Origin of the sequence: Dokdonia genika, assembly GCF_042652845.1 — a bacterium.
Taxonomy (GTDB): Bacteria; Bacteroidota; Bacteroidia; order Flavobacteriales; family Flavobacteriaceae; genus Dokdonia; species Dokdonia donghaensis.
This window is the reverse complement of sequence record NZ_JBHSHB010000007.1, coordinates 136,881-163,587: the sequence shown is the minus strand read 5'-3', so window position 1 is coordinate 163,587 and position 26,707 is coordinate 136,881. Positions and strand designations below refer to the sequence as shown.

At 39.2% G+C, this 26,707-nt stretch carries 30 protein-coding genes; 16 read left to right on the top strand and 14 right to left on the bottom strand.

All coding sequences use genetic code 11. From position 1 onward, the window contains the following. Positions 1–35: 35 nt before the first annotated feature. Both ACFO5T_RS01670 and ACFO5T_RS01665 read right to left on the bottom strand, forming a co-directional pair. Positions 36–1,259 carry a nucleoside permease gene (locus ACFO5T_RS01670; protein ID WP_380031514.1) on the bottom strand — a complete coding sequence of 408 codons (1,224 nt, stop codon included), beginning with the start codon at positions 1,257–1,259 and terminating at the stop codon, positions 36–38. A gap of 5 nt (positions 1,260–1,264) precedes the next feature. Next, entirely contained in the window at positions 1,265–2,251 is a 987-nt protein-coding gene (locus ACFO5T_RS01665; protein WP_375252535.1) for a sugar phosphate isomerase/epimerase family protein, read from the bottom strand. 191 nt (positions 2,252–2,442) lie between these two features. On the opposite strand from ACFO5T_RS01665, the gene ACFO5T_RS01660 reads away from it, so the two are divergent. The 8 genes from ACFO5T_RS01660 (at position 2,443) to ACFO5T_RS01625 (ending at position 9,306) form a co-directional block, all read left to right on the top strand. After that, complete coding sequence (locus ACFO5T_RS01660) at positions 2,443–4,122, top strand: GMC oxidoreductase (protein ID WP_380031511.1); 1,680 nt, start codon at positions 2,443–2,445, stop codon at positions 4,120–4,122. Between the two features lies 1 nt (position 4,123). After that, complete coding sequence (locus ACFO5T_RS01655; protein ID WP_380031509.1) at positions 4,124–4,768, top strand: gluconate 2-dehydrogenase subunit 3 family protein; 645 nt, start codon at positions 4,124–4,126, stop codon at positions 4,766–4,768. Between the two features lie 4 nt (positions 4,769–4,772). Next, complete coding sequence (locus ACFO5T_RS01650; RefSeq protein WP_380031507.1) at positions 4,773–5,720, top strand: hydroxypyruvate isomerase family protein; 948 nt, start codon at positions 4,773–4,775, stop codon at positions 5,718–5,720. A 90-nt stretch (positions 5,721–5,810) separates the two neighbouring features. After that, positions 5,811–6,689 (top strand): cell division protein FtsX, encoded by an 879-nt coding sequence (locus ACFO5T_RS01645; protein WP_038598289.1) that lies wholly within the window; start codon positions 5,811–5,813, stop codon positions 6,687–6,689. A gap of 19 nt (positions 6,690–6,708) precedes the next feature. Beyond that, positions 6,709–6,972 (top strand): DUF3098 domain-containing protein, encoded by a 264-nt coding sequence (locus ACFO5T_RS01640; protein WP_380031505.1) that lies wholly within the window; start codon positions 6,709–6,711, stop codon positions 6,970–6,972. 37 nt (positions 6,973–7,009) lie between these two features. Next, positions 7,010–7,804 (top strand): undecaprenyl-diphosphatase UppP, encoded by a 795-nt coding sequence (gene uppP, locus ACFO5T_RS01635; protein WP_375253625.1) that lies wholly within the window; start codon positions 7,010–7,012, stop codon positions 7,802–7,804. Between the two features lie 4 nt (positions 7,805–7,808). Beyond that, positions 7,809–8,534, top strand: coding sequence for a tRNA pseudouridine(55) synthase TruB (truB, locus tag ACFO5T_RS01630; RefSeq protein WP_035326400.1), 726 nt, complete (start codon positions 7,809–7,811; stop codon positions 8,532–8,534). 58 nt (positions 8,535–8,592) lie between these two features. Beyond that, on the top strand, positions 8,593–9,306 hold the full coding sequence (locus tag ACFO5T_RS01625; protein WP_380031502.1) for a hypothetical protein: 714 nt from the start codon (positions 8,593–8,595) through the stop codon (positions 9,304–9,306). Between the two features lie 9 nt (positions 9,307–9,315). Here the strand turns inward: ACFO5T_RS01625 and ACFO5T_RS01620 are convergent, their stop codons facing one another. Beyond that, on the bottom strand, positions 9,316–9,930 hold the full coding sequence (locus ACFO5T_RS01620) for a thioredoxin family protein (RefSeq protein WP_380031499.1): 615 nt from the start codon (positions 9,928–9,930) through the stop codon (positions 9,316–9,318). Between the two features lie 68 nt (positions 9,931–9,998). Between ACFO5T_RS01620 and ACFO5T_RS01615 the strand changes: the two genes are divergently transcribed. Next, positions 9,999–10,568, top strand: coding sequence for a DNA-3-methyladenine glycosylase I (locus ACFO5T_RS01615; RefSeq protein WP_380031497.1), 570 nt, complete (start codon positions 9,999–10,001; stop codon positions 10,566–10,568). An 8-nt stretch (positions 10,569–10,576) separates the two neighbouring features. On the opposite strand, the gene aat is transcribed toward ACFO5T_RS01615, so the two are convergent. The 4 genes from aat to ACFO5T_RS01595 all read right to left on the bottom strand — a co-directional run bounded on the left by aat (position 10,577) and on the right by ACFO5T_RS01595 (position 12,955). Then, positions 10,577–11,209: a leucyl/phenylalanyl-tRNA--protein transferase gene (gene aat / locus ACFO5T_RS01610; RefSeq protein WP_380032186.1), complete on the bottom strand. Its 633-nt coding sequence runs from the start codon at positions 11,207–11,209 to the stop codon at positions 10,577–10,579. A gap of 54 nt (positions 11,210–11,263) precedes the next feature. After that, the gene (locus ACFO5T_RS01605; RefSeq protein ID WP_380031495.1) at positions 11,264–11,584 is read right to left on the bottom strand and encodes a hypothetical protein; all 321 of its coding nucleotides are present in this window, start codon (positions 11,582–11,584) and stop codon (positions 11,264–11,266) included. A 75-nt stretch (positions 11,585–11,659) separates the two neighbouring features. After that, positions 11,660–12,043 (bottom strand): DUF3127 domain-containing protein, encoded by a 384-nt coding sequence (locus ACFO5T_RS01600; RefSeq protein WP_035326409.1) that lies wholly within the window; start codon positions 12,041–12,043, stop codon positions 11,660–11,662. 36 nt (positions 12,044–12,079) lie between these two features. Further along, positions 12,080–12,955 (bottom strand): flavin reductase family protein, encoded by an 876-nt coding sequence (locus ACFO5T_RS01595; protein ID WP_380031492.1) that lies wholly within the window; start codon positions 12,953–12,955, stop codon positions 12,080–12,082. Between the two features lie 484 nt (positions 12,956–13,439). Here ACFO5T_RS01595 and ACFO5T_RS01590 point away from each other — a divergent pair, with 484 nt between their 5' ends. The 4 genes from ACFO5T_RS01590 (at position 13,440) to ACFO5T_RS01575 (ending at position 17,790) form a co-directional block, all read left to right on the top strand. Next, a complete protein-coding gene (locus tag ACFO5T_RS01590) occupies positions 13,440–14,582 on the top strand; it encodes an SPFH domain-containing protein (RefSeq protein WP_380031490.1) in 1,143 nt (380 codons plus the stop codon). A gap of 61 nt (positions 14,583–14,643) precedes the next feature. After that, entirely contained in the window at positions 14,644–15,744 is a 1,101-nt protein-coding gene (locus ACFO5T_RS01585; RefSeq protein ID WP_380031489.1) for a TFIIB-type zinc ribbon-containing protein, read from the top strand. Positions 15,745–15,839: 95 nt separating this feature from the next. Continuing rightward, a complete protein-coding gene (locus tag ACFO5T_RS01580; RefSeq protein ID WP_380031487.1) occupies positions 15,840–16,256 on the top strand; it encodes an OsmC family protein in 417 nt (138 codons plus the stop codon). A gap of 106 nt (positions 16,257–16,362) precedes the next feature. Continuing rightward, positions 16,363–17,790 carry an FG-GAP-like repeat-containing protein gene (locus ACFO5T_RS01575; RefSeq protein ID WP_380031485.1) on the top strand — a complete coding sequence of 476 codons (1,428 nt, stop codon included), beginning with the start codon at positions 16,363–16,365 and terminating at the stop codon, positions 17,788–17,790. A 105-nt stretch (positions 17,791–17,895) separates the two neighbouring features. Here the strand turns inward: ACFO5T_RS01575 and ACFO5T_RS01570 are convergent, their stop codons facing one another. From ACFO5T_RS01570 to ACFO5T_RS01545, 6 genes are all read right to left on the bottom strand, one after another. After that, complete coding sequence (locus ACFO5T_RS01570; RefSeq protein WP_380031483.1) at positions 17,896–18,552, bottom strand: hypothetical protein; 657 nt, start codon at positions 18,550–18,552, stop codon at positions 17,896–17,898. A gap of 19 nt (positions 18,553–18,571) precedes the next feature. Continuing rightward, positions 18,572–19,522, bottom strand: coding sequence for an OmpA family protein (locus tag ACFO5T_RS01565; protein ID WP_380031481.1), 951 nt, complete (start codon positions 19,520–19,522; stop codon positions 18,572–18,574). Positions 19,523–19,811: 289 nt separating this feature from the next. After that, positions 19,812–20,975, bottom strand: a complete 1,164-nt coding sequence (locus ACFO5T_RS01560) for an MFS transporter (protein WP_380031479.1) — start codon at positions 20,973–20,975, stop codon at positions 19,812–19,814. A gap of 122 nt (positions 20,976–21,097) precedes the next feature. Continuing rightward, entirely contained in the window at positions 21,098–22,651 is a 1,554-nt protein-coding gene (amaB, locus tag ACFO5T_RS01555; protein WP_380031477.1) for an L-piperidine-6-carboxylate dehydrogenase, read from the bottom strand. 185 nt (positions 22,652–22,836) lie between these two features. Continuing rightward, the gene (locus ACFO5T_RS01550; protein ID WP_035326436.1) at positions 22,837–23,373 is read right to left on the bottom strand and encodes a 3-hydroxyanthranilate 3,4-dioxygenase; all 537 of its coding nucleotides are present in this window, start codon (positions 23,371–23,373) and stop codon (positions 22,837–22,839) included. A gap of 124 nt (positions 23,374–23,497) precedes the next feature. Continuing rightward, complete coding sequence (locus tag ACFO5T_RS01545) at positions 23,498–23,995, bottom strand: CAP domain-containing protein (protein WP_035326438.1); 498 nt, start codon at positions 23,993–23,995, stop codon at positions 23,498–23,500. Positions 23,996–24,196: 201 nt separating this feature from the next. On the opposite strand from ACFO5T_RS01545, the gene ACFO5T_RS01540 reads away from it, so the two are divergent. The 3 genes from ACFO5T_RS01540 to ACFO5T_RS01530 are packed head-to-tail and all read left to right on the top strand — an operon-like array spanning position 24,197 to position 26,148. Continuing rightward, the gene (locus ACFO5T_RS01540; protein WP_380031474.1) at positions 24,197–25,267 is read left to right on the top strand and encodes an isoaspartyl peptidase/L-asparaginase family protein; all 1,071 of its coding nucleotides are present in this window, start codon (positions 24,197–24,199) and stop codon (positions 25,265–25,267) included. A 1-nt stretch (position 25,268) separates the two neighbouring features. Then, a complete protein-coding gene (locus ACFO5T_RS01535; protein WP_380031471.1) occupies positions 25,269–25,619 on the top strand; it encodes a hypothetical protein in 351 nt (116 codons plus the stop codon). A gap of 1 nt (position 25,620) precedes the next feature. Next, a complete protein-coding gene (locus ACFO5T_RS01530) occupies positions 25,621–26,148 on the top strand; it encodes a GNAT family N-acetyltransferase (protein ID WP_380031469.1) in 528 nt (175 codons plus the stop codon). A gap of 1 nt (position 26,149) precedes the next feature. On the opposite strand, the gene ACFO5T_RS01525 is transcribed toward ACFO5T_RS01530, so the two are convergent. Continuing rightward, complete coding sequence (locus tag ACFO5T_RS01525; protein WP_375251793.1) at positions 26,150–26,614, bottom strand: CBS domain-containing protein; 465 nt, start codon at positions 26,612–26,614, stop codon at positions 26,150–26,152. Positions 26,615–26,707: the final 93 nt, after the last annotated feature.

The following is a 26,707-nucleotide window of genomic DNA, read 5'->3' as shown; positions in this document are numbered from 1 at the left end:
GTTTTTATTTTTAATGAAATTGTAAATCATAAGATCTACTCCGTATATTCTATTTTCTCACTCTTAAATAGCAGTGCAAAAATCACAAATACTGCAGCTGCAAAAATCGCTGGGAATACCCATACTGAGTTCCAGTCGTGACCATCACCTACAATGTTTGCATCTGTTATTTTTCCTGCCACATAAAAACCTACAAGCATCCCTACACCGTAAGTAGCAAGTGTGATAAGTCCTTGAGCGGCACTTTTAATTTTTGGTCCAGCTTTACTGTCTGTATAAATCTGTCCAGATACAAAGAAAAAGTCATAGCAAATACCGTGTAGAACAATACCTGTAATAATCATAAAGAAAAGGTCTCCCGTGTTACCATAAGCAAACAGTAGGTAGCGCAATGTCCAAGCGAGCATCCCTACAAGGATAGTTTTCTTAAACCCAAATTTCTTAAAGAAGAAAGGAAGTAATAACATAAAGACTACCTCAGATACTTGACCTATAGAAGCAAGGGCTGTAGATTTTTCTACACCAGACTCCGTTAGGAACGGACTTAAATTTTGATAATAAAAGGCAAGTGGAATACAAATAAGTACCGAAGAAAGGAAAAACACTAGGAAGTTTCTATCCTTAAGTAAATCTAAAGCTTCAAGACCTAAAATATCTTTAATTGCAACTTTCTCTCCTTTTGCACTTGGTGGTGTTTTAGGAAGTGTAAAACTAAAAACTCCTAGTACTGCAGAAGCAATAGCAGTCATTACAAACGTATTTTTAAGTAGACCTGCAGCGATAGATTCTTGAGAGTCCCATCCAAAAGCAAAACTTATTAATAGTCCTGCCACAATCCAACCGATGGTTCCCCATACACGAATGAATGGAAAGTCCTTTGATGGGTCTTTCATCTGGTTAAATGCAACCGAGTTTACTAGCGCCAGTGTAGGCATATAAGCAATCATATATCCTAAAACATATGGATAGAAAACAGCAGAGTCTGTTGCTTGTGACATTAAATACATAAGTACGGCACCTATTATGTGCAAGACTCCCAGAATACGCTCTGCATTAAAAAATCGATCTGCAATAAGACCTATAATAAAGGGTGCTATAATAGCTCCCCAAGATTGTGTAGAAAAGGCTGCTGCAATTTCTCCCCCTTCGGCGCTTAGGTTATTACCCATAAAGGTACCTAAGGTTACAAACCAGCCTCCCCAGATAAAAAACTCGAGAAACATCATTAGGGATAATTGAAACTTAGTCGTTGATTTCATATTGCTTATTTAAGATTGTCTATTGATTTTTGAACTAGTGCTTTAGTAAGAGCGATACCTTCTTTTGGGTCTTCTAGTGGTCCTTCATATTCTGTACCCACATACCCTTCAAAACCACTATCGGCAACGATTTGCATTAATCGTTGATAGTCTAATTTTGTCTCATTACCATTTTCATCAAAGTTATATGACTTTGCAGACACTCCTTTCGCATACGGCATCATTTCTTTAATACCTGCGTAGGTGTCATATTCTTCTACACAAGGTGCACCCCAGCGTTCTCCACCTTCTCTTTTGATGCAAAAGTTACCAAAATCTGGCAACACACCTACAGTTTCCATATTGACCTCATTCATAACAGCCGTAAGTTTTTGACCATCACTAGACCAGCCACCGTGATTTTCTATAATAATATTTACACCTACTTCTTTACCATAAGTTCCCAGTGCAGATAATGAAGCTACAGAGTACTCGTGCCATTTTGCAGGATCTAGTTCTCCAAAGAGGTTTGCCCTTACCGAGTGTGCTCCCATAAGTTTCGCAGCATCCATCCAGTATTTATGTATTTCTATTGCTTCTGCTCGCTTTGCAGCATCTGGATCTGCAAGCTCACCGTCACGGTCTACCATAATAAGTACATTATCCATACCTGCTGCATCAGACTGTTTTTTCATCTCGCGAGCCCAGTTCATCACTTTTTCTTGGTAGTTACTCTTGTCTTGAAATTCAGGGTAGAGTTGCGTTACATATTCTACACCGGTAAAACCGAGATCTTTAGCAATTTGAGGAAAATCTTTCGGATCAAGATCACCTTCTAAAAATGGCTTATGTAATGACCACTGTGCAAGTGAGTGTTTATAATTGAGTAAATTTTCTTTAGAAGTTTCGGTTTCCGCTTTCGCGAAAGCAGAATTATCTTCTTTTTTTACCTCCTCTTTACAAGAAATAAGGACAAAAGCGCATAAAAAAGCGCCTAACAAATAATTTTTCATAAGATGAATTTTAAATAAGACTAGAACTATAACGTTTTCGCCTGTCATTTACTGTTAAATATAGGGTTTGACTAAGGTAGTCTTTTTTAGATATTCACAAAAAACAACTTAAAATTTATATATTTGGTAACCTATATCCCAATAAATTTTCATTAAAACATTTTATGGTGAATACAGCTAACGAAAACGAAATGTACGACGCAATTGTCGTAGGCTCAGGAATCTCTGGTGGATGGGCAGCAAAAGAACTATGTGAAAACGGTATGAAAACGCTCGTATTAGAGCGCGGTCGTATGGTAAAGCATATAGACGACTACCCTACAATGCACAATGACCCTTGGGACAACAAATTTAAAGGTAATAACTCACGTGAAGTGGAGGCTAGATATGAGAAACAAGCTCGTACTGGATACGTTCACAAGGCAGATAGTCGTCACTTTTTTGTAGATGATATTGATCATCCTTATAATGAGACAAAACGCTTTGACTGGATACGTGGGTATCACGTAGGTGGTCGTTCTATTATGTGGGGTAGACAGAGTTATAGACTGTCTGATATAGATTTTGAAGCAAATAAAAAAGAAGGCATTGCTGTAGACTGGCCTGTACGTTATAAAGATATCTCACCTTGGTATGATAAGGTAGAGGAGTATATCTCTGTATCTGGAGAAAAATTAGGTCTAGAGGTACTACCAGACGGAAAGTTTTCACCACCTATGGAGCTTAACTGTGTAGAAGAGGTTCTTAAAAAGAATATGGCCGAAAATTATAAAGATGGTCGCCTTCTTACCATAGGGCGTGTTGCACATATTACAGGAGCAAAGACCTATGATGGTAGATCTGCTTGCCAGTTTAGAAATCGCTGTGTGAGAGGGTGTCCTTTTGGAGGGTATTTCTCAAGTAACTCATCTACGCTACCAGCTGCAGAGCGTACAGGAAATATGACATTACGTCCATTTTCTATTGTAACAGAAGTTATCTATGATGATGCTACCGGTAAGGCTACGGGAGTTAAAGTGATTGATCAAGAGACAAATGAAAAGTTAGAGTTTAAGTCTAAAGTCGTTTTCCTTTGTGCTTCTGCTATAGCATCTGCAAGTATACTTATGCAATCTAAAAGTGAGCGCTTCCCTAACGGTATGGGTAATGACTCTGGAGAGCTTGGACATAACTTAATGGATCACCACTTTAAAGCAGGAGCTACTGCAAAGTGGGATGGAGATCTAGATAAATATTATAAAGGACGTCGCCCTAACGGGATTTACATACCTCGTTTTAGAAACATAGGAGGAGTAACAGATCAAAAAACCTTTAAGCGTGGTTACGGTTATCAAGGTGGTGCTGGTCGTGGTGATTATCAACCTCAAATAGCAGAGGCTGGATACGGCGCAGGACTTAAAAAAGCAATTCAAGAACCAGGAGGGTGGACAATAAGTCTTATGGGCTTTGGAGAATGTCTTCCTTATCACGAGAACAAAATGACCCTAGATTATAATGATCTTGATAAATGGGGATTACCTAAAGTAAACTTTGACGCAGAGTGGAAAGAAAACGAGTGGGAAATGCGTAAGGATATGATTGCAAGTGCAAAAGATATGCTTAAAAATGCCGGCTTTAAAGATATCCAGACTATGGATGACCCAAGTGCTCCAGGTAACGGTATACACGAGATGGGTACAGCACGTATGGGACGTGACCCAAAAACATCTGTATGTAATGGTAATAACCAGCTACACGCAGTACCTAATGTATATGTGACAGATGGAGCATTTATGACCTCTGCAAGTTGTGTAAACCCATCACTTACTTATATGGCTTTTAGTGCACGTGCTGCAAATCACGCTGCCGCTCAAATTAAAAAAGAAGCATAAGATGAAAAGAAGACAATTAATAAAGAACTTAGGATTAGGTGGAGTGGCACTCGTTGCAACACCTACAGTATTAACCCTACTACAAAGCTGTAAAGCAGACGGGCCAGTGTTTGAACCTGTGTTTATTAATAACTCACAAGGTAAAGCGCTTCGTCATATTGTAGATCTTATCATCCCGTCAGACGAGGCAATACCAGGAGCTGTAGATGTAGGTGCTCATAAGTTTATAGATATGTATTGGAACGAAGTGACACCTCTTGAAGATCAAGCACAAATCAAGGCTGGTTTTGATGCTCTTGCAAATAGATTACAAGATGCTACAGGTAAAACTTTTGAAGATGCAGAGGCCGAAGATTATGACAAGCTTCTAGCCAAATATCTAAATGCTTCAAAAGAACAAGAAGAAGTATTTAATAAAAGTCTAGGTGAGTATTACCAAGCATACCAGAGAGATAAGACGGTAAAGGTAGATCCAGATGCTGGCGCTTTTAGTTTACTGCAAAACGTAAGAGGTATGACTATCTGGGGCTGGAAACAGTCTGAAGAGATAGGAGAAAACGTACTTGCTTATGAGCCTATACCGGGACAACAAATAGGTTGCTTACCAGTAGAGGAAGCAACAGGAGGAAAAGCATACTCACTGTAATTATATGGACAGAAGAAAATTTATACAAAAAGGAGCTCTCACGGGTTCCTTTTTAGGTTTAGGGACCGTAGGTATACACGCGATGGATGCGGTTGTGAGTGATACCGCTTTCGCGAAAGCGGAAACAGAACCACACACTTTTAATCTCAATTATGCCCCGCACATAGGGATGTTTAAAGAGCTCGCTGGCGAAAATGTTATAGATCAGCTCAACTTTATGGCAGATCAAGGTTTTACCTCCTTTGAAGATAATGAGATGCGCAACCGCCCCATTCCCGAACAAGAAGCAATGGCAGAGGTGATGCGTAGGCGTGGTCTCACTATGGGCGTTTTTGTGGCTCATAAAATACACTGGACAAAGCCAAACCTAGCGAGCGGAAAACAAGAATGGCGTGACGAGTTTCTGGCAGATATTAAGAGCTCTATTGAGGTAGCAAAACGTGTAAATGCAAAATGGATGACCGTGGTACCTGGTCACGTAGACTTGCGTCAGAATATTGATTTTCAAACGGCAAACGTAGTAGAGAGCCTTAGACAAGCAAGCGCCTTACTAGAACCGCACGGCATTGTGATGGTGCTAGAGCCACTTAATTTTAGAAACCACCCAGGACTCTTTTTATCTAAGTCACCACAAGCATATCAAATTTGTAAAGCTGTAAACAGTCCGTCGTGCAAGATTCTTTTTGACATCTACCATCAGCAAATTCAAGAAGGAAATTTAATCCCAAACATAGAACAATGCTGGGACGAGATTGCTTACTTCCAGATAGGAGATAATCCTGGTCGTAATGAGCCTACTTCTGGTGAGATTAACTATAAAAATGTATTTAAATACATACACAGTCGTGGTTTCAACGGAGTTTTAGGAATGGAACACGGTAACAGTATAGAAGGAAAAGAGGGCGAGCAGCGTGTGATAGATGCGTATGTGGAGAGTGATGGGTTTTTGTAAATCTGTATTTTTAATAATAATACAATCAGAATCTCTTCGTTTGATAACGGAGTGTGCAGGATTTACTACTTTTACTCAAAACCCTAGCAAATGAGTTCATCTTTTGAAAAATACCAGAAAAGACGATTAATTACCTCCTATTTTTCGGTGGTGATTAGTATTGCTTTGGTTCTTTTTCTGTTGGGAATTTTGGGGTTACTAGTCCTTAATACCAAGAAGGTAGCAGATTATTTTAAGGAGACTATTGCCGTAGGTGTTTACTTTAAAGACACTGCAAAAGATGTGGAGATGAAACAGCTAGAGAAAACACTTTCTCTTGCAGCGTACACAAAATCTATAAAATTTGTTTCGAAAGAAGAGGCTGCGGCAGCTCATAGTGAAGCCCTGGGAGAAAACTTTGTAGACTACCTTGGCGAGAACCCGCTTCAAAATAGCATAGACTTATATCTCAATGCAGATTATGTATCTGCAGAGAAGGTAGAAGAAATAGCAAATGAGATCGCATCAAAAGACTTTGTAGAAGAAGTAACTTATGATAAACCTCTTATATCATTGCTTAATGATAATATTAAAAAAATAAGCCTGTGGATACTTATTATCTCTGGCATATTTACGTTTATCGCAGTACTGCTTATCAATAGCTCTATACGACTATCTGTATATGCAAAGCGTTTTACAATAAAGACAATGCAAATGGTGGGCGCGACAAAACGTTTTATAAGACGTCCCTTTGTGTGGAAGAGTGTGCGCCTCGGGATTATAGGCGCGCTTATCGCTATAGCAGGTATGGCAGGAGTGCTGTATTATGCAAATAAAGCATTCCCGCAACTCACATTACTAGATGACCCGCTCGTACTAGGAGCATTATTTGGAGGTGTGTTTTTAATGGGAATACTCATTACTTGGTTTAGTACCTTTCTGGCAACACAACGTTTCTTAAATTTGCGCACAGACGAGCTATACTACTAGCCGAATTACTAGATGTATTATGGGAGAACAAAAACGTAAAGAAGTATCAAAACAAACTACCGAATTTATATTTGGGAAGAAAAATTTTACGTGGATGCTTATAGGCCTTGGAGTAATAGCCTTAGGTTTTGTACTTATGTCTGGAGGAGGTAGTGATGACCCTAATGTGTTTAACCCAGAGATCTACTCTTGGAGACGCATACGTCTTGCCCCAGCAGTAATACTTATAGGTTTTGGTATAGAAGTATATGCCATCTTATTAAATCCTAATAAAGGTGAGTAACACTTGCCGCTTGTAACTACAGTTTTATCTTTGCCCTATGAATAATCTTGACGCATTTATCCTTGGTGTCATTCAAGGACTTACTGAGTTTTTACCTGTTTCATCTAGTGGGCACCTCGAGCTAGGTAAAGCCATACTAGGAGATACTTCTGTACCAGAAGAGAGCCTTATGTTTACCGTAGTGGTACATTTTGCAACAGCACTTTCTACCATTGTAGTTTTTAGAAAAGATATCATAGAAATTTTAAGCGGATTGTTTTCATTCAAGTGGAATGAAGAAACACAATTTTCGGCAAAAATCGTTTTGTCAATGATTCCTGCAGTTATTGTAGGGCTCTTTTTTGAGGAGCAACTAGAAGCACTTTTTGGAGGAAATATAATGCTTGTAGGCTGTATGCTACTGGTAACTGCTGTACTACTATATTTTGCAGATAGAGCAAAAGATACTCAAAAGAATGTAACTTTTTCTAATGCATTTATAATTGGCGTTTCTCAAGCAGTTGCTATGATACCTGGTATCTCACGAAGTGGAGCGACTATATCTACCTCTGTATTACTGGGTAATGATAAGAGTAAGGCAGCACGTTTTTCATTTTTAATGGTGATTCCACTTATTTTTGGAAAAATTGCAAAAGACCTTATGGACGGTGCAATTACAACTCAAACAGGTAATGTCTCTGTACTAGTGATAGGTTTTATATCTGCCTTTGTTGCAGGACTTATAGCCTGCACCTGGATGATAAAACTTGTGAAGAAAAGTAAGCTTTCTTGGTTTGCTATATACTGCCTCATTGTAGGACTTATTGCGATAGGTTTCTCACTTTATAACTAAGTCTATGTCTAAGATAACGAGCCTTACAGATCAAGATTTTAGAGATGGCCAAGTGCTTATTTTTGACAAGCCTCTTGAGTGGACGTCCTTCCAGTTAGTAAACAAAGTGCGCTGGCTTATACGTAAGAACCGAAACATAAAAAAGATCAAAGTAGGGCACGCAGGCACACTAGACCCGCTAGCTACCGGTCTTATGATTATCTGTACGGGTAAGTTTACAAAGCGTCTACACGAGTTTATGGGGCAGGAGAAGGAATATACTGGCACCATCACTCTAGGTGGCACCACGCCTAGTTATGACCTGGAGACAGCCATAGATAAAGAATACCCTACCGAGCATATCACTGAGGAGGATATTTACGCTTTCGCGAAAGCGTACCAAGGAAAAATAATGCAACGTCCACCTGTATTTTCTGCACTAAAAAAAGAAGGGAAACGTCTGTATGAATTTGCAAGAGCAGGTGAGGAAGTAGAAATCCCGAAGCGAGAGATACACATCTCATCTTTTGAAATCACACGTATTGAAATGCCCGAAGTAGATTTTAAAGTAAGCTGCAGTAAAGGTACTTATATACGATCACTAGCGTTTGATTTTGGAGAAGGGCTTAAAAGTGGTGCTCATCTTACGGCACTTAGAAGAACCAAAATAGGCGATTACAGCGTAGATAATGCACACCTTCTAGATGACTTTATAAGAGAGATTACGCAGAGTAATCCTGCCGATATCTAGAGGCGCGCTACCTACGAGCCATAACTTATGGCTTATTTTTTGTAACTTTTAAATACCTATGAAATTATCCCCATCAGATAAGGCACTACTCATTACCGTTTTTGGAGCGAGTTTTTTAGTGCTTGTATTTTTCTTTTTGGGAGTAAAACAATATCAGGGTGAGATAGCAGAGGAGTTTATAGAAATACCGGTTATTACTCAAAATCTAGAAGAACCGGAGGAAGAAACCAAAACACCTGTACAGCAAAGAACTCGCATATCTAACAGAGCATACAACTCAAGTGAGTTATCTAAAGCGCTGCAAGAAGAGGACGAGATAAGAAAGGCCATTGCACAGCGCCAGCAAAGCAGTGTTGAAAACCTTAATGAGCGCACAAATAATCAACTCAACGCCCTGCAAGAGGCTAGAGAAGCTGCTCTAGAAGAAAAGAAGAAAGAAGTACAAGCTGCAATAGAGGCAAGGGAGGATGCTAGAGGCATTAAGAAAAAGAGCGCTTACAGACAGAGTACTGTTTCTTATAACTTAGTAGGTCGTACAGCTATTGCCTTACCTAACCCCGTGTATACTTGTGACGCTTTTGGCAAGGTGGTTATCAATATTACAGTAAATGATAAGGGGGTTATTGTAAAAAAAGCGTTTAATAAAAATGCTTCTACAAGCGCAAATGGCTGCCTTATAGACCAAGCTATGAAATATTTAAACAGAGCGTACTTTGATAAAGGAACAAAAGCCACACAGCTAGGCAGTGTGACTTTTGATTTTCAAGGATAAGCTTATAATCTATTTTAATAGATGAAGTAAATCTTCTACGGTGTTCTGGCCTTTGTCTTTATTATACCACACTTGTAAATCTTGTTTAAACTCTGGTGTGAGTTTACCGTGAGCTTCTTTATAATCATTTACCATTTTTGTAGCTTCAGATGGACGTGGTCCCCAGTCTCCAAGTATTTCTTGAGTTTCATTATCAAAGGCAATAAGTCTTGGGATAGAGCGACCGCCATTGTATAAAAAACGATCCATAAGCTCCAGATTTTCATCTCTTAGAATGACCTTAAGGTCAATGTTAGGGTTGAGGTCTGCAAACTTTTGCATTACGGGCATTGTTTGAGCCGCGTCACCACACCAGCTTTCTGTTAGTACAAGCCAAGTAGTTTTGTTGTTATATTGCTTTATTACGTTTTGAGCCTCTTCAGACAATTTTATAGTCTTATCTAGACGCTTCATACGTTTGTGATTGAGCATTGTATAGTTGTGCAATGCCTCTGTGACTTCTGGACCTGTATTTGTGCCTTCTAGGGCGTGAGTTTCTGTAAGTACTCTATAATCTTGGTAAGAGATTGCCTCAGAGAGATTTTCTGTTATTAGTTGTGCTGTTGTTTTTTGCATAGTTTCCATAGCCATTATGTCGCAGGCTTTACTACAAACTTACTATCTTTCGAGTTAGAAAAACAAATTGTAACCGTATGGAAAAACATAGATGTGGCTGGTGTGTGGGTGATGATTTATATGAGGCTTACCACGATAACGAGTGGGGGACTCCACTCAGAGATGAAGATTTACTCTTTGAGTTTTTGGTTCTTGAGACTTTTCAAGCGGGATTGAGCTGGATTACAATTTTAAAAAAGAGAGAAAACTTTAGAGTTGCCTTTGATAATTTTGATTACAAGCGCATTGCCGTTTATGAGGAAGATAAAATACAATCACTCTTGCAAGATGCCGGTATTATAAGAAACAAGCTTAAAGTACGTGGTACGGTTACAAATGCAAGGTTGTTTATGGAGATCCAAAAGGAATACGGCAGTTTTTCAAAATACCTATGGGATTATGTAGATAACACACCCGTACAAAATCACTGGAATGACTATAAGGAATGCCCAGCAAATACGCCTTTAAGTGATAAAATATCTAAAGATCTTAAAAAGCGAGGCTTCAAGTTTGTGGGAAGTACTATTATCTATGCTTTTATGCAGGCCATAGGGATGGTAAATGATCACGATGTAAACTGTTTTAGGTACGAGATGGTACAAGAGTAGTAAAGCTACTATTTTAGATATTCTAAAAAGGTTTCTCTAGGTATTTCGGCGGCGCCTAGGCTTGCGAGGTGGTCTGTGTACATCTGGCAGTCTATGAGCTTGTATCCGTTTTTAGTAAGCTTTCGCGAAAGCGTAATAAATCCCACTTTACTAGCATTACTTACAGTGGCAAACATACTCTCGCCACAAAAAACACCCTTATCTTGCAAGTCTATGCCGTAAAGACCTCCTACGAGTTTGTCTTCATACCATACTTCTACAGAGATGGCATAGCCTAGCTGGTGAAGTCTTAGGTAAGCTTCTACGACGTCATTTGTAATCCAGGTGCCTTGCTGTCCATCTCTTTTAATGCGTTTACAGGCGAGTATTACTTCTAGAAAATTTTGATTATAAGTAACTTTAAAAGGATTGTCGCGCAGTAATTTGCGCATAGATTTTGATACGTGTACATCTTGAGGAGCCACAACCATTCTAGGGTCTGGTGTCCACCACAAGATGGGTTGTCCCTCATTATACCAAGGAAAAATTCCAGATCTATAAGCAAGTAATAACCAGTCTGGGGTAAGATCACCACCTACCATAAGGAGCCCCTCTTCGTCTGCCAGATAGTGGTCTGGAAACCAAGGTTCATTAGAAAACATATGGTGATCTGGTAGTGGTAGCACAATCTAATTTAATAGGTAGGGCAAAGATAACTATGCCTTACTACTATTAAACGCTTGTATGCGGTCAAAATTCTTTCTAGTGTATAAAATATATAAAAGCGCAGGGATGGTGTAAATAATTGCAACGAGTGCTACTTGTGTGAGATTTTCAAGCAAAAGATAGCTTGCAACAAGCATTAGGCATCCCGTAATGGCAACTTCTATAACGGCGCTTGAGACACGTTTTGGAAATCTGGCACGCTCACACGACTTCCATAAGGGTTTATTTAACTCATTTACAGGGTGTTTGCTGCTAGTGTTACTAGCTGTAAAATTCTTATAGCAATTTTGACACAGGTGATAGACTTTCATAGCTTTAAAGTAAAAAACCCAAATCAATTGAGTTGATTTGGGTTTTAAACTATTGCTAGTAAGCACTTTATCGATCTAAAACGGTAAATCGTCGTGGTCGTCGCTATTAAGATTTGTTGCAGGTTCAAAAGAGTCTGCAGGAGGCATAGGAGGTAATGGTTGTCCTCCACCAGCATTTGCTGCTGCAAGATTCTCTATGCGCCATCCTTGTATTGAGTTAAAATATTTTGTTTCTCCCTGTGGGTTTACCCACTCACGACCTCTTAGGTTAATGCTTATTTTTACATTTTGACCTACAGAGTAGTTATTAAGTAAGTCTGTTTTATCTTGTACAAACTCCACCATTATGTGCTGTGGATACTGCTCTTCTGTTGTGACAACAATCTCTCTCTTTCTAAACCCATTACTCCCAAAAGTTTGAGTCTCACCTATCATTTTTACTTTTCCTTGTACTTCCATCGTGTTCAATTATTAGGGTGTAAATCTATGAAAATTCTAACGTTTTGCGAGTAGAATCTTCCACGCGTTATTCACATTTTTTTGAGCCAATAATTCTTGCGCTTTTTTGTGTATCACAAGGTCATCGCCTGTTTTTACTAATTCCTTTATAAGTGCATCACTTGCTATAAATGTATCTATTTGTGCCTGGGTAGGGAGTTGCTCTACATTACCTAGCATCCCGAGGTCATTACCAGTAAGTATATCGCTCAGGCGTATGTTTTCTGGAATTTGATCTACGCCTATTCCTGTCTTTGCAATAGGTTTTGGCACTTCAAAAAGCCCTTCTTTTGCACGGCTATACCAGTTTGCACCCATACGTGATACTTGATCTATTTTAAGTGGGTCTATGGTACCAGCGTCTGTAAGAATGGTTTTATCTATATGCATTTTAAGAATCTCGCATATCACGAGATTACCAGCGCCACCTTGGTCACCTAGTGCTTTTACTTCGATTACCTTACACTCAAACTGCACTGGAGATTCTGCCACGCGAGGAGGTGTTACCGTTTCTGAGGCAAGCTCTGTAAGACCAGCTTTTACAAATTCATTTACGCCCTTTGCATAAGCTGTACTTGCGAGCGACATTTGCTGTACCATTGCATAGTTTACCATATTTACCGTACACTCTGCAACCTCTAGCACGTTATCTAGCGTATTTTTTGTGGTATTATCTCTTCCACTACGAGAAGGAGAGTACACAAGAATGGGAGGATTTGCCCCAAAGACATTAAAAAAACTAAAAGGAGCGAGATTTACATTACCATCCTTATCTACAGTACTTGCAAACGCTATGGGACGTGGCCCCACGGCACCTGTAAGGTGACCAAACAACTCAGAAACAGGAATATCTTTTGGATCTATAGTAAGCATATAATTTCTTTTAAAATGTACGGTTCAAAAATACCAAATCTTATAGGGTCTATTACGCTTTCGCGAAAGCTTAACACAAAACAATAGCTACTAATTAATCATAAGTAGCGATGAATGCACCCGCTAGATTAGGGGTAAAAACCCTAAGCAATATGCGCCATTATAGCTACATACTAATCTGTTTACGGTTGCATATTTGTGCTGTAGTAATCATTAAATAAAACAATTATGAAATCGCAAACAGAAGAATGGGGACTTCTAGAGCAAATATGCCAAGATGAAGAATTTGATGTGTCATTTTTTTCTATTGAGTTTCCAGATGGTAGCTCCTATGAGTATCAGAATTAGAAAACTAAAAAAATCTTAAGTTTGAATTAGCCTTTGCTTAGGCACTTTAAAACCGGCTATTGTTTGAGGGAACAATAGCCGGTTTTTTGTAACATTTTGTATCTTCAAGCCACCAATAGTTAAAACAACACAACCTATGGATATTTTTAGCAAGATTAAGGAGAAGCTCAGCAACGAGTTTATAGATATTGTAGAGTGGCTAGACTACACAGATGACACGATTGCACACCGTTTTGAACGTTATCAAAACGAGATTAAAAACGGTGCAAAGCTCATTGTACGTGAAGGACAGACAGCCGTTTTTGTAAACGAGGGGCAACTTGCAGATGTTTTTACACCAGGTACATATGACCTTACTACGCAAAATTTACCCATTCTTTCTACACTTAAAGGGTGGAAATATGGCTTTAACTCTCCGTTTAAAGCAGAAGTTTATTTTGTAAACACACACTTATTTACAGATGAGAAGTGGGGGACTAAAAACCCTATAACATTAAGTGATGACCGTTTTGGACTAGTTGAGATTCGCGCTTTTGGCACCTATGCCTTCAAAATTGCAGATGCAGGAAAGTTTATTGTAGACATCGTAGGGACAGATAATAACTTTACAAATTTTGAAATTAATGAGCACCTCAAAAGTCTCATTGCAACAAGATTTACAGATACGGTAGGAGAAGCAAATCTCCCTATAGAGCTTTATGCAGCAAATACGTCTGAGCTTTCTGAGACGTGCCAAGAGGTGATGAAGCCAGAGTTTATGTCTGTGGGTATTTCTCTTGAGAAGTTTTACATCGAGAATGTATCGATGCCAGAAGACCTCAAGAAAGAAATATTTGAATATAGCCGTATCGATAAGCTTGACCTAGATAAGCTTACTAAGTTCAAAACTGCCAAAGCTATAGAAGCCGCAGCAGCAAATGAAGGCGGTACAGCAGGTGCAGGAATGGGAATGGGAATGGGCTTTGTACTCGCCCAGCAAATGGGCGGAATGATGGCGGGAGCCCCGCAGGCGTCTATGCCTATGTCCAATCAAAACCAAGTAGCTAGTGGGATGATGCCACCACCTATGCCAGCCGCCGTACAATATTTTTATGCGGTAAACGGAGCGCAACAAGGACCCGTAGGTATAGATCAGCTCAAGGCTTTATTTGCAAACCGCACTATCAATAAAGAGAGCCTTGTATGGAAACAAGGTATGACTGGATGGACAGCCCTGCAGGAGGTAGAGGAGCTTAAGTCGTTCTTAGGAGGTAACACACCGCCGCCACTGCCGGTTTAAAAATTTTTCAATGTAATAGCCTATGTGCGCTTTCGCGAAAGCGTAATTACCCTATGCCTATATGGAAGAAACTCCCATACATAAAACCGAACTCAAAAAGGCCTGCATAAATTGCGGTGCAGAGCTCAAGTACAAGCCGGGTACTACCTCCATCACTTGTGAGTATTGCGGTCATAAAGAAGAGATATCACTAGCCACGAGCAAGTTTGAAGAGCTAGAGCTGTATCCATACCTAGAAAGTATGGGTGATCAAAAAAACAGCGAAGAGATCTCTATGTTGCATTGCAAAAATTGTGGAGCAAACCAGCACGTAGAAGAAAACTATAAATCCCTACACTGCGTGTATTGCAGTATGCCACTCATACTTGAAGATGCCCGCAAGGAAGACTGGATATTACCAGGAGCTGTCTTGCCATTTCAGATAGATCAGAGTGCCTCTTTTACAATCTTTAAAAAGTGGGTGAACGGTCTCTGGTGGGCGCCTAATAAACTGAAGAAAGCCTCACTAGATCCTCAGTTTACAAAGGGGCTGTACTTGCCATATTGGACCTTTGATGCACAGCTTGCTGCAAGCTATACGGGACAGCGTGGTGAGTATTATTATGAGACACAAACCTATCGCGATAGTGATGGTAATAGAAAGAGCAGGCAAGTGCGTAAAACAAGATGGTATCCCGCCTCTGGTCACGTGTCTGGATTTGTAGATGACACGCTCATAAAAGCATCAAAACAACGCGCTGGTAGAGTTCCCTCTAAAATTGCACGCTGGGATCTTAAAAAGCTACAACCCTTCAATAGCGGATTCTTATCTGGTTTTGTGACAGAAAAGTATACCATCCCTCTTAAAGATGGTCATACCAAGTCACGTGAGACGGCAAAGCAAATCGCCACAAGCTGGGCCGCTGGAGATATAGGGGGCGACACGCAGCGAGTAACCTCTATAGATATGAAGCTGGCAGAGGAGACCTTTAAGCATATTTTATTACCCGTTTATGTGAGCTCTTATCGTTACAATGGTAAGGAGTATAACTTCTTTGTAAACGGTGAGACGGGCGCGCTTTCTGGTAAAAGACCGTATTCGTTCTGGAAAATATTTTTTGCCATACTTGCGGGACTTATCATTATAGGTGTGATTGTAGTTTTTGCTCAGGGAGCAGGATAGTTTTTGTGTTGTAAATCTTTGTTAAAAGCACTGTTATAAGGTGTTAATGCCGCTTTCGCGAAAGCGGAATACTCATATCTTTAAATAAAAAGACAATGAAATTTACAAGAAGCGCAAGCGCACACTGGGAAGGAAGCGGAAAAGAAGGAAAAGGAACAATCTCTACCGAAAGTACGGTGCTAGATAAAGCACAATATGCCTTTGGGACCCGATTTGAAGATGGAGTAGGTACAAATCCAGAGGAACTTATAGGAGCAGCACATTCTGGATGTTATACAATGCAACTTAGTTTTTTACTCAATGAAGAAGACTACGTAGCAGATGCTCTAGATACGAGTGCAGATGTAACTTTTGAAGATGGGGAGATTACAAAAATTCACCTCACCACAAAAGGGAAGGTCCCAAATATCTCAACGGAGGAGTTTGAAAAAATAGCAACTAAGGCAAAAGAAGTGTGCCCATTATCTAAGCTTATGAAAGCCGAGATTACCCTAGATGCCACACTAGAGTAACAATTATTTTAAAAATGCAAAAGCCCTCAGAACATAACGTTTTGAGGGCTTTTTTATGGAAGTGGTTTTATTATTTTTGACCATACTAATCACATAATTAAATAGAATGATCAAAAAACGAATTACTTTACTATTAATGCTTGTAACTGCTATGAATTTACTTGCACAAGATGTCTATGAGCTAGCAGATGTGTCACAGGCAGATTTTGAAAACTTTACCCTTTCATCCCTAGAGTTTGCAGATGTTGATAATGACTCAGACGTAGACTTACTCATAATGGGTAGAAATGTAGACTTTATAAACGTCGCAAATCTCTATATAAATGATGGAGAAGGAAATTACTCCTTAGACCAGGGATCAAATATAGAAGGGCTGTCATCTGGGGACCTATCTTTTGGTGATATTGATAATGACAATGATCTAGATTTAATTGTTACGGGAAGAAATACTAGTATGGCAAGAAGAACAGAGTTATATCTCAATGATGGGAGTGGAGTTTTTACTGTTCAAAGTCAAGTACAATTTGAATCTGTCGCAGGTTCTAAAGTTGAGTTAGGAGATTTAAATAACGACGGTCTTTTAGATGTTGTATTAATAGGTTTTACTGGTTCAGAAGCCCAAACCAATGTTTATTTGAATACTGGAAACGCTACATTTACAGAAGTCTCAACTATTTTTGAAGATGTTTTTTTAGGTGATATTGCCATTTTTGATGCAGATAATGATACAGATAATGATGTACTCATTACAGGAAGCGGAAATAGTAATAATAGAGTGTCTGAGTTATATCTTAATAATGGAGATGGCACCTTTATTGAGTCTTCAAATTCTCTAACAGGATCTATATCCTCTTCTGTGGCAGTAGCAGACATTGATAGTGATAATGACCTTGACATTATCATATCTGGTTTATCATTAGTAAATGGCCTACAGGAGCCAACTACTACTTTATATCTAAATAATGGTATGGGTGAATACACTGCCTCTACTCAATCATTTATAAATGTAGGTAGAGGAAATGTTGTTTTTGAAGATATTGATAACGATCAAGATCTAGATATCTTTATATCTGGAGTTGACGAAGATGATGCAATTATTTATAGTTTTTACCTTAATGATGGTCTAGGGGTTTATACGCCGTTTGTAGATTCTAATATACTAGCAGTAAGAGAGGGTTCTTTAGATTTTGCAGATGTAAATGGTGATGGAACACAAGATATAGCAATTACGGGGAAATCAAGTGAAGATATAGAAAGCTCAAGGCTTTATATAAATCAAGAAATGCTAGGGGTCACTGGTGTAGAGAGTAATGCGTTATCTGTTTATCCAAATCCAAGCAATGGACGATTTACAATTAATATAGACAAACCTGTAGGACAGATTGAAATCTTTGATATTTCTGGAAAACTTATGCTTCGAGATAATGAAGTCAATGATAAGTTTTTGGATGTAAATCTGGCCTCTGGCATTTATCTTATAAAGGCTATGACAATCGATGGTGAGCAGTATGCTTCAAAAATTATTATAGAGTAAATTTTATTTTTTCGCGTAATTTAACATTGTAAAATAAAAAGAGCCACTTCAGTAATGAAGTGGCTCTTTTAGTAGTGATTTTATAAAAAGCTTTGTCTATTACAATTAAGCTTTACCGTAATCGTGCTCGTCCTGCCATTTTTTAAGCTCTGCCCACTTACCTAGAGCGGCCATTTCGGCTTGCATAGGCCAGGTGCCTGGACGATGTATTTCAAAGCGTTTACCACCAGAGTTAAGTACCTCTTGACACTTCTCTACAGAAGTGCTTGCCAGTGCTGCCCACGTTTTGATATCGTGATTATGGAAGAGCTCAGATATTTTTGGACCTATTCCTTCTACAATAGTAAGATCGTCTTCTTTTATTCTTTTCTTACCATACACGCCTTTTGCCGCTGCTGCATCAAATGGTACACCTATGATACCTATAGACGGTGATGGTACACTCGTATTTGTATTTGAGATAACGGTCTCGCTTGTCGCTGCACCGGCTGCAAATGAGCTTGCCATACTTGCAGTGGTACTAGCTGCTGCTGGAGCCGCTGGTGTAGCCTTAAGCTTTGTTCTACACGCCTCTAGGTCTGCTTCTAATGAGGCTGTTTTCTTTCTACACGCATCAAGATCTGCCTTGTAATCATAGGTGTCGTGAGTTGTTGTTTCTTCTTTAGAACTACCAAAGAGTCTACCTAGTAAGTATCCTAAAATTCCGCATACTACTCCGGCTATAAGTGGCCAGATCCAGCAAGCTATATTTGAAAAATCCATATGTATATTTTTTAATGAGTTAGTTTATAGTTATTACGGCGCGTCTGTTTTGAGCGCGGCCTTCTTCTGTATCATTTGTTGCAATAGGGTTACGTTCTCCCTTTGTAACGGTTTTGATTTTTGCACCCGCAATCCCATTGTTTTGAAGGTATTGCTTACCAAATTCTGCACGCTCAAGTCCTAGTCTATCATTTGTAGCCATACTACCTTGACTGTCTGTGTGCCCTTCTACCGTAATGCTAGATCCTTCTACCTTATCAAGATAACGTGTGATGTCTCCTAGTTTTTTACGCTGTTGCGCGTTCAGGTTTACAGAAGCCTCTGAGTAGTCAAAATAAATTACTAGCGGGTCTGCCTTAATAGCTTGTGCCATATTTGCAAGGTCTTCTTGCGCTTTGGCCTCATCTTCGGCGGCTTGTGCGTAGAGATTGTATGAAACAGGTCCTCTATAAATATCTCCATCTGGAACTAATTCTTCGCGTAGCTCACCATAGGTGTTAATGCGACTTGAAGAGATACCTTGATCTACAAAGTAATTTTTTACAGTAGTGGCACGCGCAAGACCTAGGTTTGCATAAGCCGAGTTGTTTACTTCATCACTGTCATAATAGCCTGTAATATTGACCATTTTATTGTCATTACCTTCTGCATCAAAATAGCCTTTAAGCTTTGCAATACCACCATTTACATCTCCTGCTACAGGAGTAATGATAGCAAAGTCTGAACTATTAAAATTAAAATTGTCGTTGCTTGTAAAAGCAAAGTTTCCGTCTGTGCCTCTTAGATTGAAGCCCATTGAGGTGGCCGCTGTGGCAGCAGCTACTGCGTTTTGATCATCTATTGTTGTTTCTTGCTTATCTGTGGTAGAAGCAGCGCTTGCGCCGGTTCCACAACAAAAAATCCAAGCCAAAATCATACAAATGATAATCGTAAGTAGCATACCAAGTAGGTATCCTGATTTCTTACTCATATTGGTTAGGTTTAAATGGTTCGTTTGTCTTAAAGTTAGTTAAAATTTTAACATAACAGCATTTTACACATTGATTGTTAGAACTTTATGTATTTCCTCGACGATTTTAATAGGTTTATCGAGCATTTTTAGGAGTTCAATCCTTGTAAAACACATTGTTTAGTGTGTTTTGCTGATTTTCAAATGTTTACAAAAAGATAACGTCATAGGCAGCAAGTGGCAAGCCCTTATCTTAATAAAATTGTAGTGGGATGAGATTAAGCTTTCGCGAAAGCGTAAAAAGAAATAATTATCTATCTCTCATAGCTAGAAGTCCAAAAACGGGACCTATAGCGAGAAGTGGTAAGACATACATAAGTGGTACAAAAGATTGTAATAACACAAGTGTCTGTATACTTATGATGGTAATAGCAAACCCTATACAATTTACCATTGTTAAAGCGGTACCTTTTACAGATGGGGCTGCTCGCTGGGCTACTAGTGTAGAAAAAAGTGGTGAGTCTGCAATGACGACCATACCCCAAAAAATGAGAAATACAATGACAACTGGGTAATATGCTGTGCTTAATAACAACGGCGCTATAAGGCAGCACATACCAGACAAGAGTAAAAAGAATTTTGCCATTTTTTGAACTCCTACTTTTTGTGATAGATAGCCACCAGCTATACAAGCAAAGGAGCCGGCACCTATAATTATAAATGAATACAAGCTTACAGATAAGCTCGTTTCTGGATGCTGTTTTATATATAGGATGAGAATGGCAGGAACAAGCGTCCAGAAGGTATATAATTCCCACATATGACCTATATATCCTAGTGCTGCTTTATTAAAATTAGGATCTTTAAATATATCCTTAAGTTGTTTAAAGTTTAAGGCGCTTCCGGCCTTTCTGTATGGTCCGTCCGGCACCAGTAATTGTAATAAAACCCCACCAAATACTGCGGTACAAGAGGTAACAAGCATCACGGTTTGCCAAGAGATGCTGGATAGTACATCGCCTAGCAGGTGAGGAAAAGCGGTGCCTAGCACAAGAGCACCTACTAGATATCCCAGCGAGCGACCCAGTCCTTTGTCAAAATAATCAGCCGCTATTTTCATTCCTACAGGATATATTCCGGCTAGAAAAAAACCGGTGAGAAATCGTAATAAGAGCAGTGTAGAGAGCGTGTTACCCTGCCAAATCATAGCAACATTAAACAGAGCGCCCGTGGTAGCACAAACTAGAAATACTCTAGAGGGAGAGAATCTATCTGCAATGGCAAAAATGGCAAATAGAAGTGTACCTATTATAAACCCTAGTTGTACAGCAGTTGTAAGATGTGCTACGGCATTTTGATTAAGATAAAAATTACTTATGAGCCCAGGCATCACTGCATTACCAGAAAACCATAATGACGTGCCACAAAATTGTGCAAAAACAATGGTAGGTAGAATATGTCGTGCAGGCTTCAAATGTGATCTCGTAATTAATGTGGTAGAAAGATAGCTTTTTTGTGCGGGTGACGCTTTCGCGAAAGCATAAAAAAACCGCTCCTATAAAAGAAACGGTTTTTAATAATTATAAAGAGTATAATCTATAAATCAAACTTGATACCCTGCGCCAGTGGAAGCTCTGTGGTGTAGTTTATTGTGTTAGTTTGTCTTCTCATATATACTTTCCAAGCATCAGATCCAGACTCGCGTCCTCCACCTGTATCTTTCTCACCTCCAAAGGCTCCACCTATCTCTGCACCAGAGGTACCTATATTTACATTTGCAATACCACAGTCTGATCCTGACGCGCTCAAGAAACGCTCTGCCTCACGTAAGTTATTAGTCATAATTGCAGACGATAGACCTTGTGCTACACCATTTTGTAACTCTAGTGCGTCTATAACGTCTCCAGTATATTTTAATAAGTATAAAACAGGAGCAAATGTCTCGTGCTGTACAATCTCATACTCATTACTAGCTTCGGCTATTGCTGGTTTAACATAGCAACCGCTCTCATAACCTTCACCAGTAAGAACACCACCTTCTACAATGATGTTACCACCTTCTGCTACCACACGTTCTAGGGCGTTATTATAGTTTGCAACAGCATCTGTATCTATAAGTGGCCCTACGTGGTTGTTTTCATCTAGTGGGTTACCTATGCGTAGTTGACCATATGCTTTTACAATAGCATCTTTTACCGTATCATACACACTCTCGTGTATGATAAGACGACGTGTAGATGTACATCTTTGTCCTGCAGTACCTACCGCTCCAAAAACGGCACCTATAACGGTCATCTTAATATCTGCATCTGGCGTAACGATTATAGCATTGTTACCTCCTAGTTCAAGAAGCGATTTACCTAGACGCTCTCCTACAGTAGCAGATACAATCTTACCCATACGTGTAGATCCAGTAGCAGATACTAGTGGTACACGCTTATCTGTGGTCATCATTTCTCCTACTTTGTAATCTCCATTTATAAGACAAGAGATACCTTCTGGCATATCATTTGCCTTGAGCACCTCTGCGATAATGTTTTGACAAGCAACACCACAAAGCGGTGTTTTTTCTGATGGTTTCCACACACATACATCACCACATACCCAAGCAAGAGCCGTGTTCCAAGCCCATACTGCTACAGGAAAGTTAAAGGCAGATATAATACCTACCACACCTAGTGGGTGGTATTGCTCATACATTCTGTGACCTGGTCTTTCTGAGTGCATTGTAAGACCGTGTAACTGGCGTGATAGCCCTACCGCAAAGTCACAGATGTCTATCATCTCTTGTACTTCACCTAGACCTTCTTGATATGATTTACCCATCTCGTAAGAAACAAGTTTTCCTAGTGGTTCTTTTACCTCACGTAGCTTGTTACCAAACTGACGTACAAGTTCTCCACGAGCAGGAGCGGGCATTGTTCTAAAATCTTTAAACGCCGCTGTAGCTGCACTCATTACCGTCTCATAATCTTCTTTTGTAGTGGTTTTTACTTTACCTATAAGTTGACCATCTACTGGTGAGTGTGATTCAATAATCTCACCGTTACCAAAGTTTTTTTGACCCGTTGAGGTTCCTTCGTTTATGGCAGAAAGTCCGAGGATTTTCATCGCTTCGTCCATTCCAAAATCTTTTGCTACTGTGCTCATCGTTTTTTTATGAATAACTGAGATAAGAAAACCAGTAAAGTTGCCTTACTCAAGGGTTAATTTCTATTTATACTTCACAAACATATATGAGATGTCTATGTGAGTCAAATCTAAGAATAATTCAAAGGTTTCCATAAAAAAGGGTGTATAATTAAATACACCCTAAAAATTATTCTGTTTTTTTGTCAATCTGCTGTAAAACGTTCATCTACTTCCATCACGGTACCGCAGTTGTCGCACGTTCTAAGCTCCTCACTATTATAGAAGTCCTTAAAATGTGACTGGAAGTCTTTTTCTACATCGTGCAGTTTAAAGTATACCTCGTGTAGTTTGTTATTACAATTGTCACAGTACCATAAAAGACCGTCTGTTCCTTCTAAGTCGAGTCTTTTACGTTCTACTACGAGTCCTATTGAGTTGTCGTGACGCACTGGTGAGTGCGGTACCCCAGCTGGGTGTAAGTACATATCACCAGGACCTAGTTTCATAGTGCGCTTTACACCTTCGTCTTGTACGTGCACTTCAATATGTCCTTCTAGTTGAAAAAAGAGTTCTTCGGTCTCGTTATAGTGATAGTCTTTTCTGGCATTTGGTCCACCTACAATCATAACAATGTAGTCACCAGCGTCTTTGTAAAGATTTTTATTACCTACGGGTGGTTTAAGAAGATCTCTATTTTCTTCTATCCATTTATTTAAATTAAAGGGAGGTGCTATGGCCATATGTGTCTTATTTAGTTACTATAAAAGTACAAAAAGTAGTACGCTTTCGCGAAAGCGTAAAAAAAACATCCCCACCTACGTAAGCAGGTGGGGATGATAATCAAAAGATTTGGGGTTTTTTATGTTATCTAAAAAATAGTTGTGTGTAATATGGGATACCCATCTCATTCTTTACGATACCTATACCTGTATGTGTGTAATCACCTTCTAGTGCTTCTTTATGTGCTGGACTCCCTAACCATCCCTGTACTACAGATTCTGCGTCCATATAACCGTATGCTACGTTTTCGCTTACTATGTGAGCACCGCTTTGTTGTAACATTGCTGAGCGCTCATAGAAGTTATCGTGACTAGGCTGGCTTTGTACCACCATATAATTAGAGTGACCTACAGCAAGATCTTCAGAATAGTTGTGCCACTGAAGTTCATTAAGACCTAAAGTTGCTCTATGGGCATTTAATACTGCAAGAACCTCCTGGGCTAATTCGATGTCGTTTTCAACATCAACTGGAGCTTCAAGATTAGAAGTCAGGTCTTCTGACTCGTTAATTGGATCGGTACTGCAAGAGCAGATAAGTAGCATTGCTGCAAAAAAGCAGAGACTTTGGTTAATCAGTTTCATAATTTGGGGTTATGAGTTATGACTGCAAGATAAAAATAATTTGCACTTAATCGTACACTTTGTGTATTTAATCGATGAAATACACAAAAAATGTAGTTTTTTTTAAAATTTACAAGTAGGAAGTGTCTGTATTGTTCACTTTTGGTACGTTCAAATGCTTCTTTCTCCTTATATTAGACCTATATATTTTAGTAAAAGCCTATGAAAAAGTTAGTTACCCTTGTTATGTTGTCTTTAATTGTATGTTCTTGCGATATGCCTGTTAAGGAAAAAGAGGATAAGATTAATGCATCATCTATACCTGCAGATCAAAAGTTTGGTCTTGTTATACACGGAGGAGCAGGTACCATTCTTAAAAAAAATATGACCGACTCTCTTGAGAGGGCATATCGAGCAAAACTTGATGAGGCTACAAGAGCGGGTCATAAGGTGCTCTCTGATGGAGGCACGAGTATGGAAGCAGTAACAGCTGCTATTAATATTATGGAGGATAGCCCTCTTTTTAACGCTGGAAAGGGTGCTGTATTTACACACGATGGTACAAATGAGCTAGATGCTAGCGTTATGGATGGTAATACCCTTAATGCGGGAGCCATCTCTGGTGTGACTACTGTAAAAAATCCCATTGACCTTGCAGTAGCTGTAATGAACAAGTCTGAGCACGTGATGCTTAGTGCAAAAGGAGCAGAGCAGTTTGCCGCAGAACAAGGACTTGAGATAGTAGATCCATCTTACTTTTATACAGAGAGAAGGTATAAATCGCTTCAAAAAATAATAGATAAAGAAAAAACGCAACTCGATCACGACTTAGATAATAAAGTGACTTTTATGGATCCATTTATAAAGGATAGTAAATATGGTACTGTAGGTTGTGCAGCACTAGATAAGTATGGTAATCTCGCAGCAGGCACCTCTACAGGAGGAATGACTAATAAAAGGTATAACCGTATAGGAGATGCTCCTATTATAGGAGCTGGCACTTATGCAAATAATGCTAGTTGTGCAGTAAGTAGTACAGGATGGGGAGAGTTTTTTATGCGTGGTATGGTGGCACACGACATTGCTGCTATTATGGAGTATAAGGAAGTTACATTACAAGAAGCGGCAGAAGAGGTAATCCAGAAAAAGCTTACAGAGCTAGGCGGTACTGGAGGAATTGTATCTATAGACCGAGATGGAAATGTAGCGATGGAGTTTAATACAGCGGGTATGTACCGCGCACATATGAATGCCGCAGGAGAGATAGATATAAAAATCTATAAGAACAACTAGTATGGATAGAACGTGTCCAGAATGTGGAGATAAAATAATAGGTAGAGCAGATAAGAAGTATTGTAGTTCTTCTTGTCGCAATGCTCGTAACAACAGCCAGAATAAGGACTCAAAAAATATGATACGTAACATAAATAACCGGTTGCGCAAAAACTACCGTATACTAGAAAAACTCAATCCTGAGGAAAAGACAAAAACAACTAAGGCAAAACTAAACGCAGCGGGTTTTGACTTTAATTATTTTACAAGCATTTACACGACTAAAGCGGGTACTATATATTACTTTATATATGACCAAGGATATTTACCGCTAGATGGTTACTTTTACGCACTCGTAAAAAGAAACAATTAATATGAAAATCTACGCCGAAACTAAAAACCTAATCCTTAGGGAGATTGTCATAGAGGATACAGGAGATATGTATCGCTTGGATAGTGATCCCTTGGTACATAAATATCTAGGCAATAAGACTATAAGTTGTATGGGTAAAGCAAGGGCATATGTAGATTACATCCGTATGCAGTATGAAACTTATGGCATAGGCCGCTGGGCAGCCATCGAAAAATCTACAGGTGACTGGATAGGGTGGACCGGCTTAAAAATGAATTTTGAAAACGAGATGAACGGTCATACAGATTTTTATGACATAGGTTATCGCTTTATGCCACAATACTGGGGTAAGGGTTATGCAACAGAGTCATCTATCGCCGCTAGAGATTACTTTTTTGAAAACTTCGCTGGCAAAAAACTGTGCGGTATGGCAGAGCTGGAAAACGGTGCTTCTTGCCGCGTACTAGAGAAAATAGGACTAGAGCGCAAAGATAATTTTATCTACGAGCCAGAAAATATAGAGCTAGCTTGGTTTGAAAAATCAGTGTAATCTATTTCCAAGTCTGACCATTAAGCTCTAGAGCCGCTTTAAGGACATCTTTCTGGCTTATCTGGCCTACTAGTTTACCATTTTCTACTATAGGGAAGCGTCTATGTTTTGATTCCAGAAATTTATTTGCCGCATCAAAAACATTCATATTACCATCTATAGTATCTACACTAGACACCATATGATTGCTCACTTTCATATTATCCATAGGCATATTATAATATCTACTCTCTGAGATTTGTTTCATACAGTCGCCCTCAGAAATTATCCCTAGTAGTTCATTTTGTTCATTTACCACGGGACCACCAGATATTTTATGCTTTATAAGACTATTCATCACCTCAAGAACAGATTGATCAGGAGAGAAGGTAATGAGTTTTCGGCTCATATAATCGCTTACTTTTATATCTGTTGCAGTGCTTTTTACTTCTTTTGCACGTTTACCCATAAAACTTTTAATTGCCATAACCATCTGATTTTGTTGTCTTAAAGTTAGTCATTTATATTTAATAAGTTGTGTTACGCTTTCGCGAAAGCGTACTCCAAACCTATAAATTTG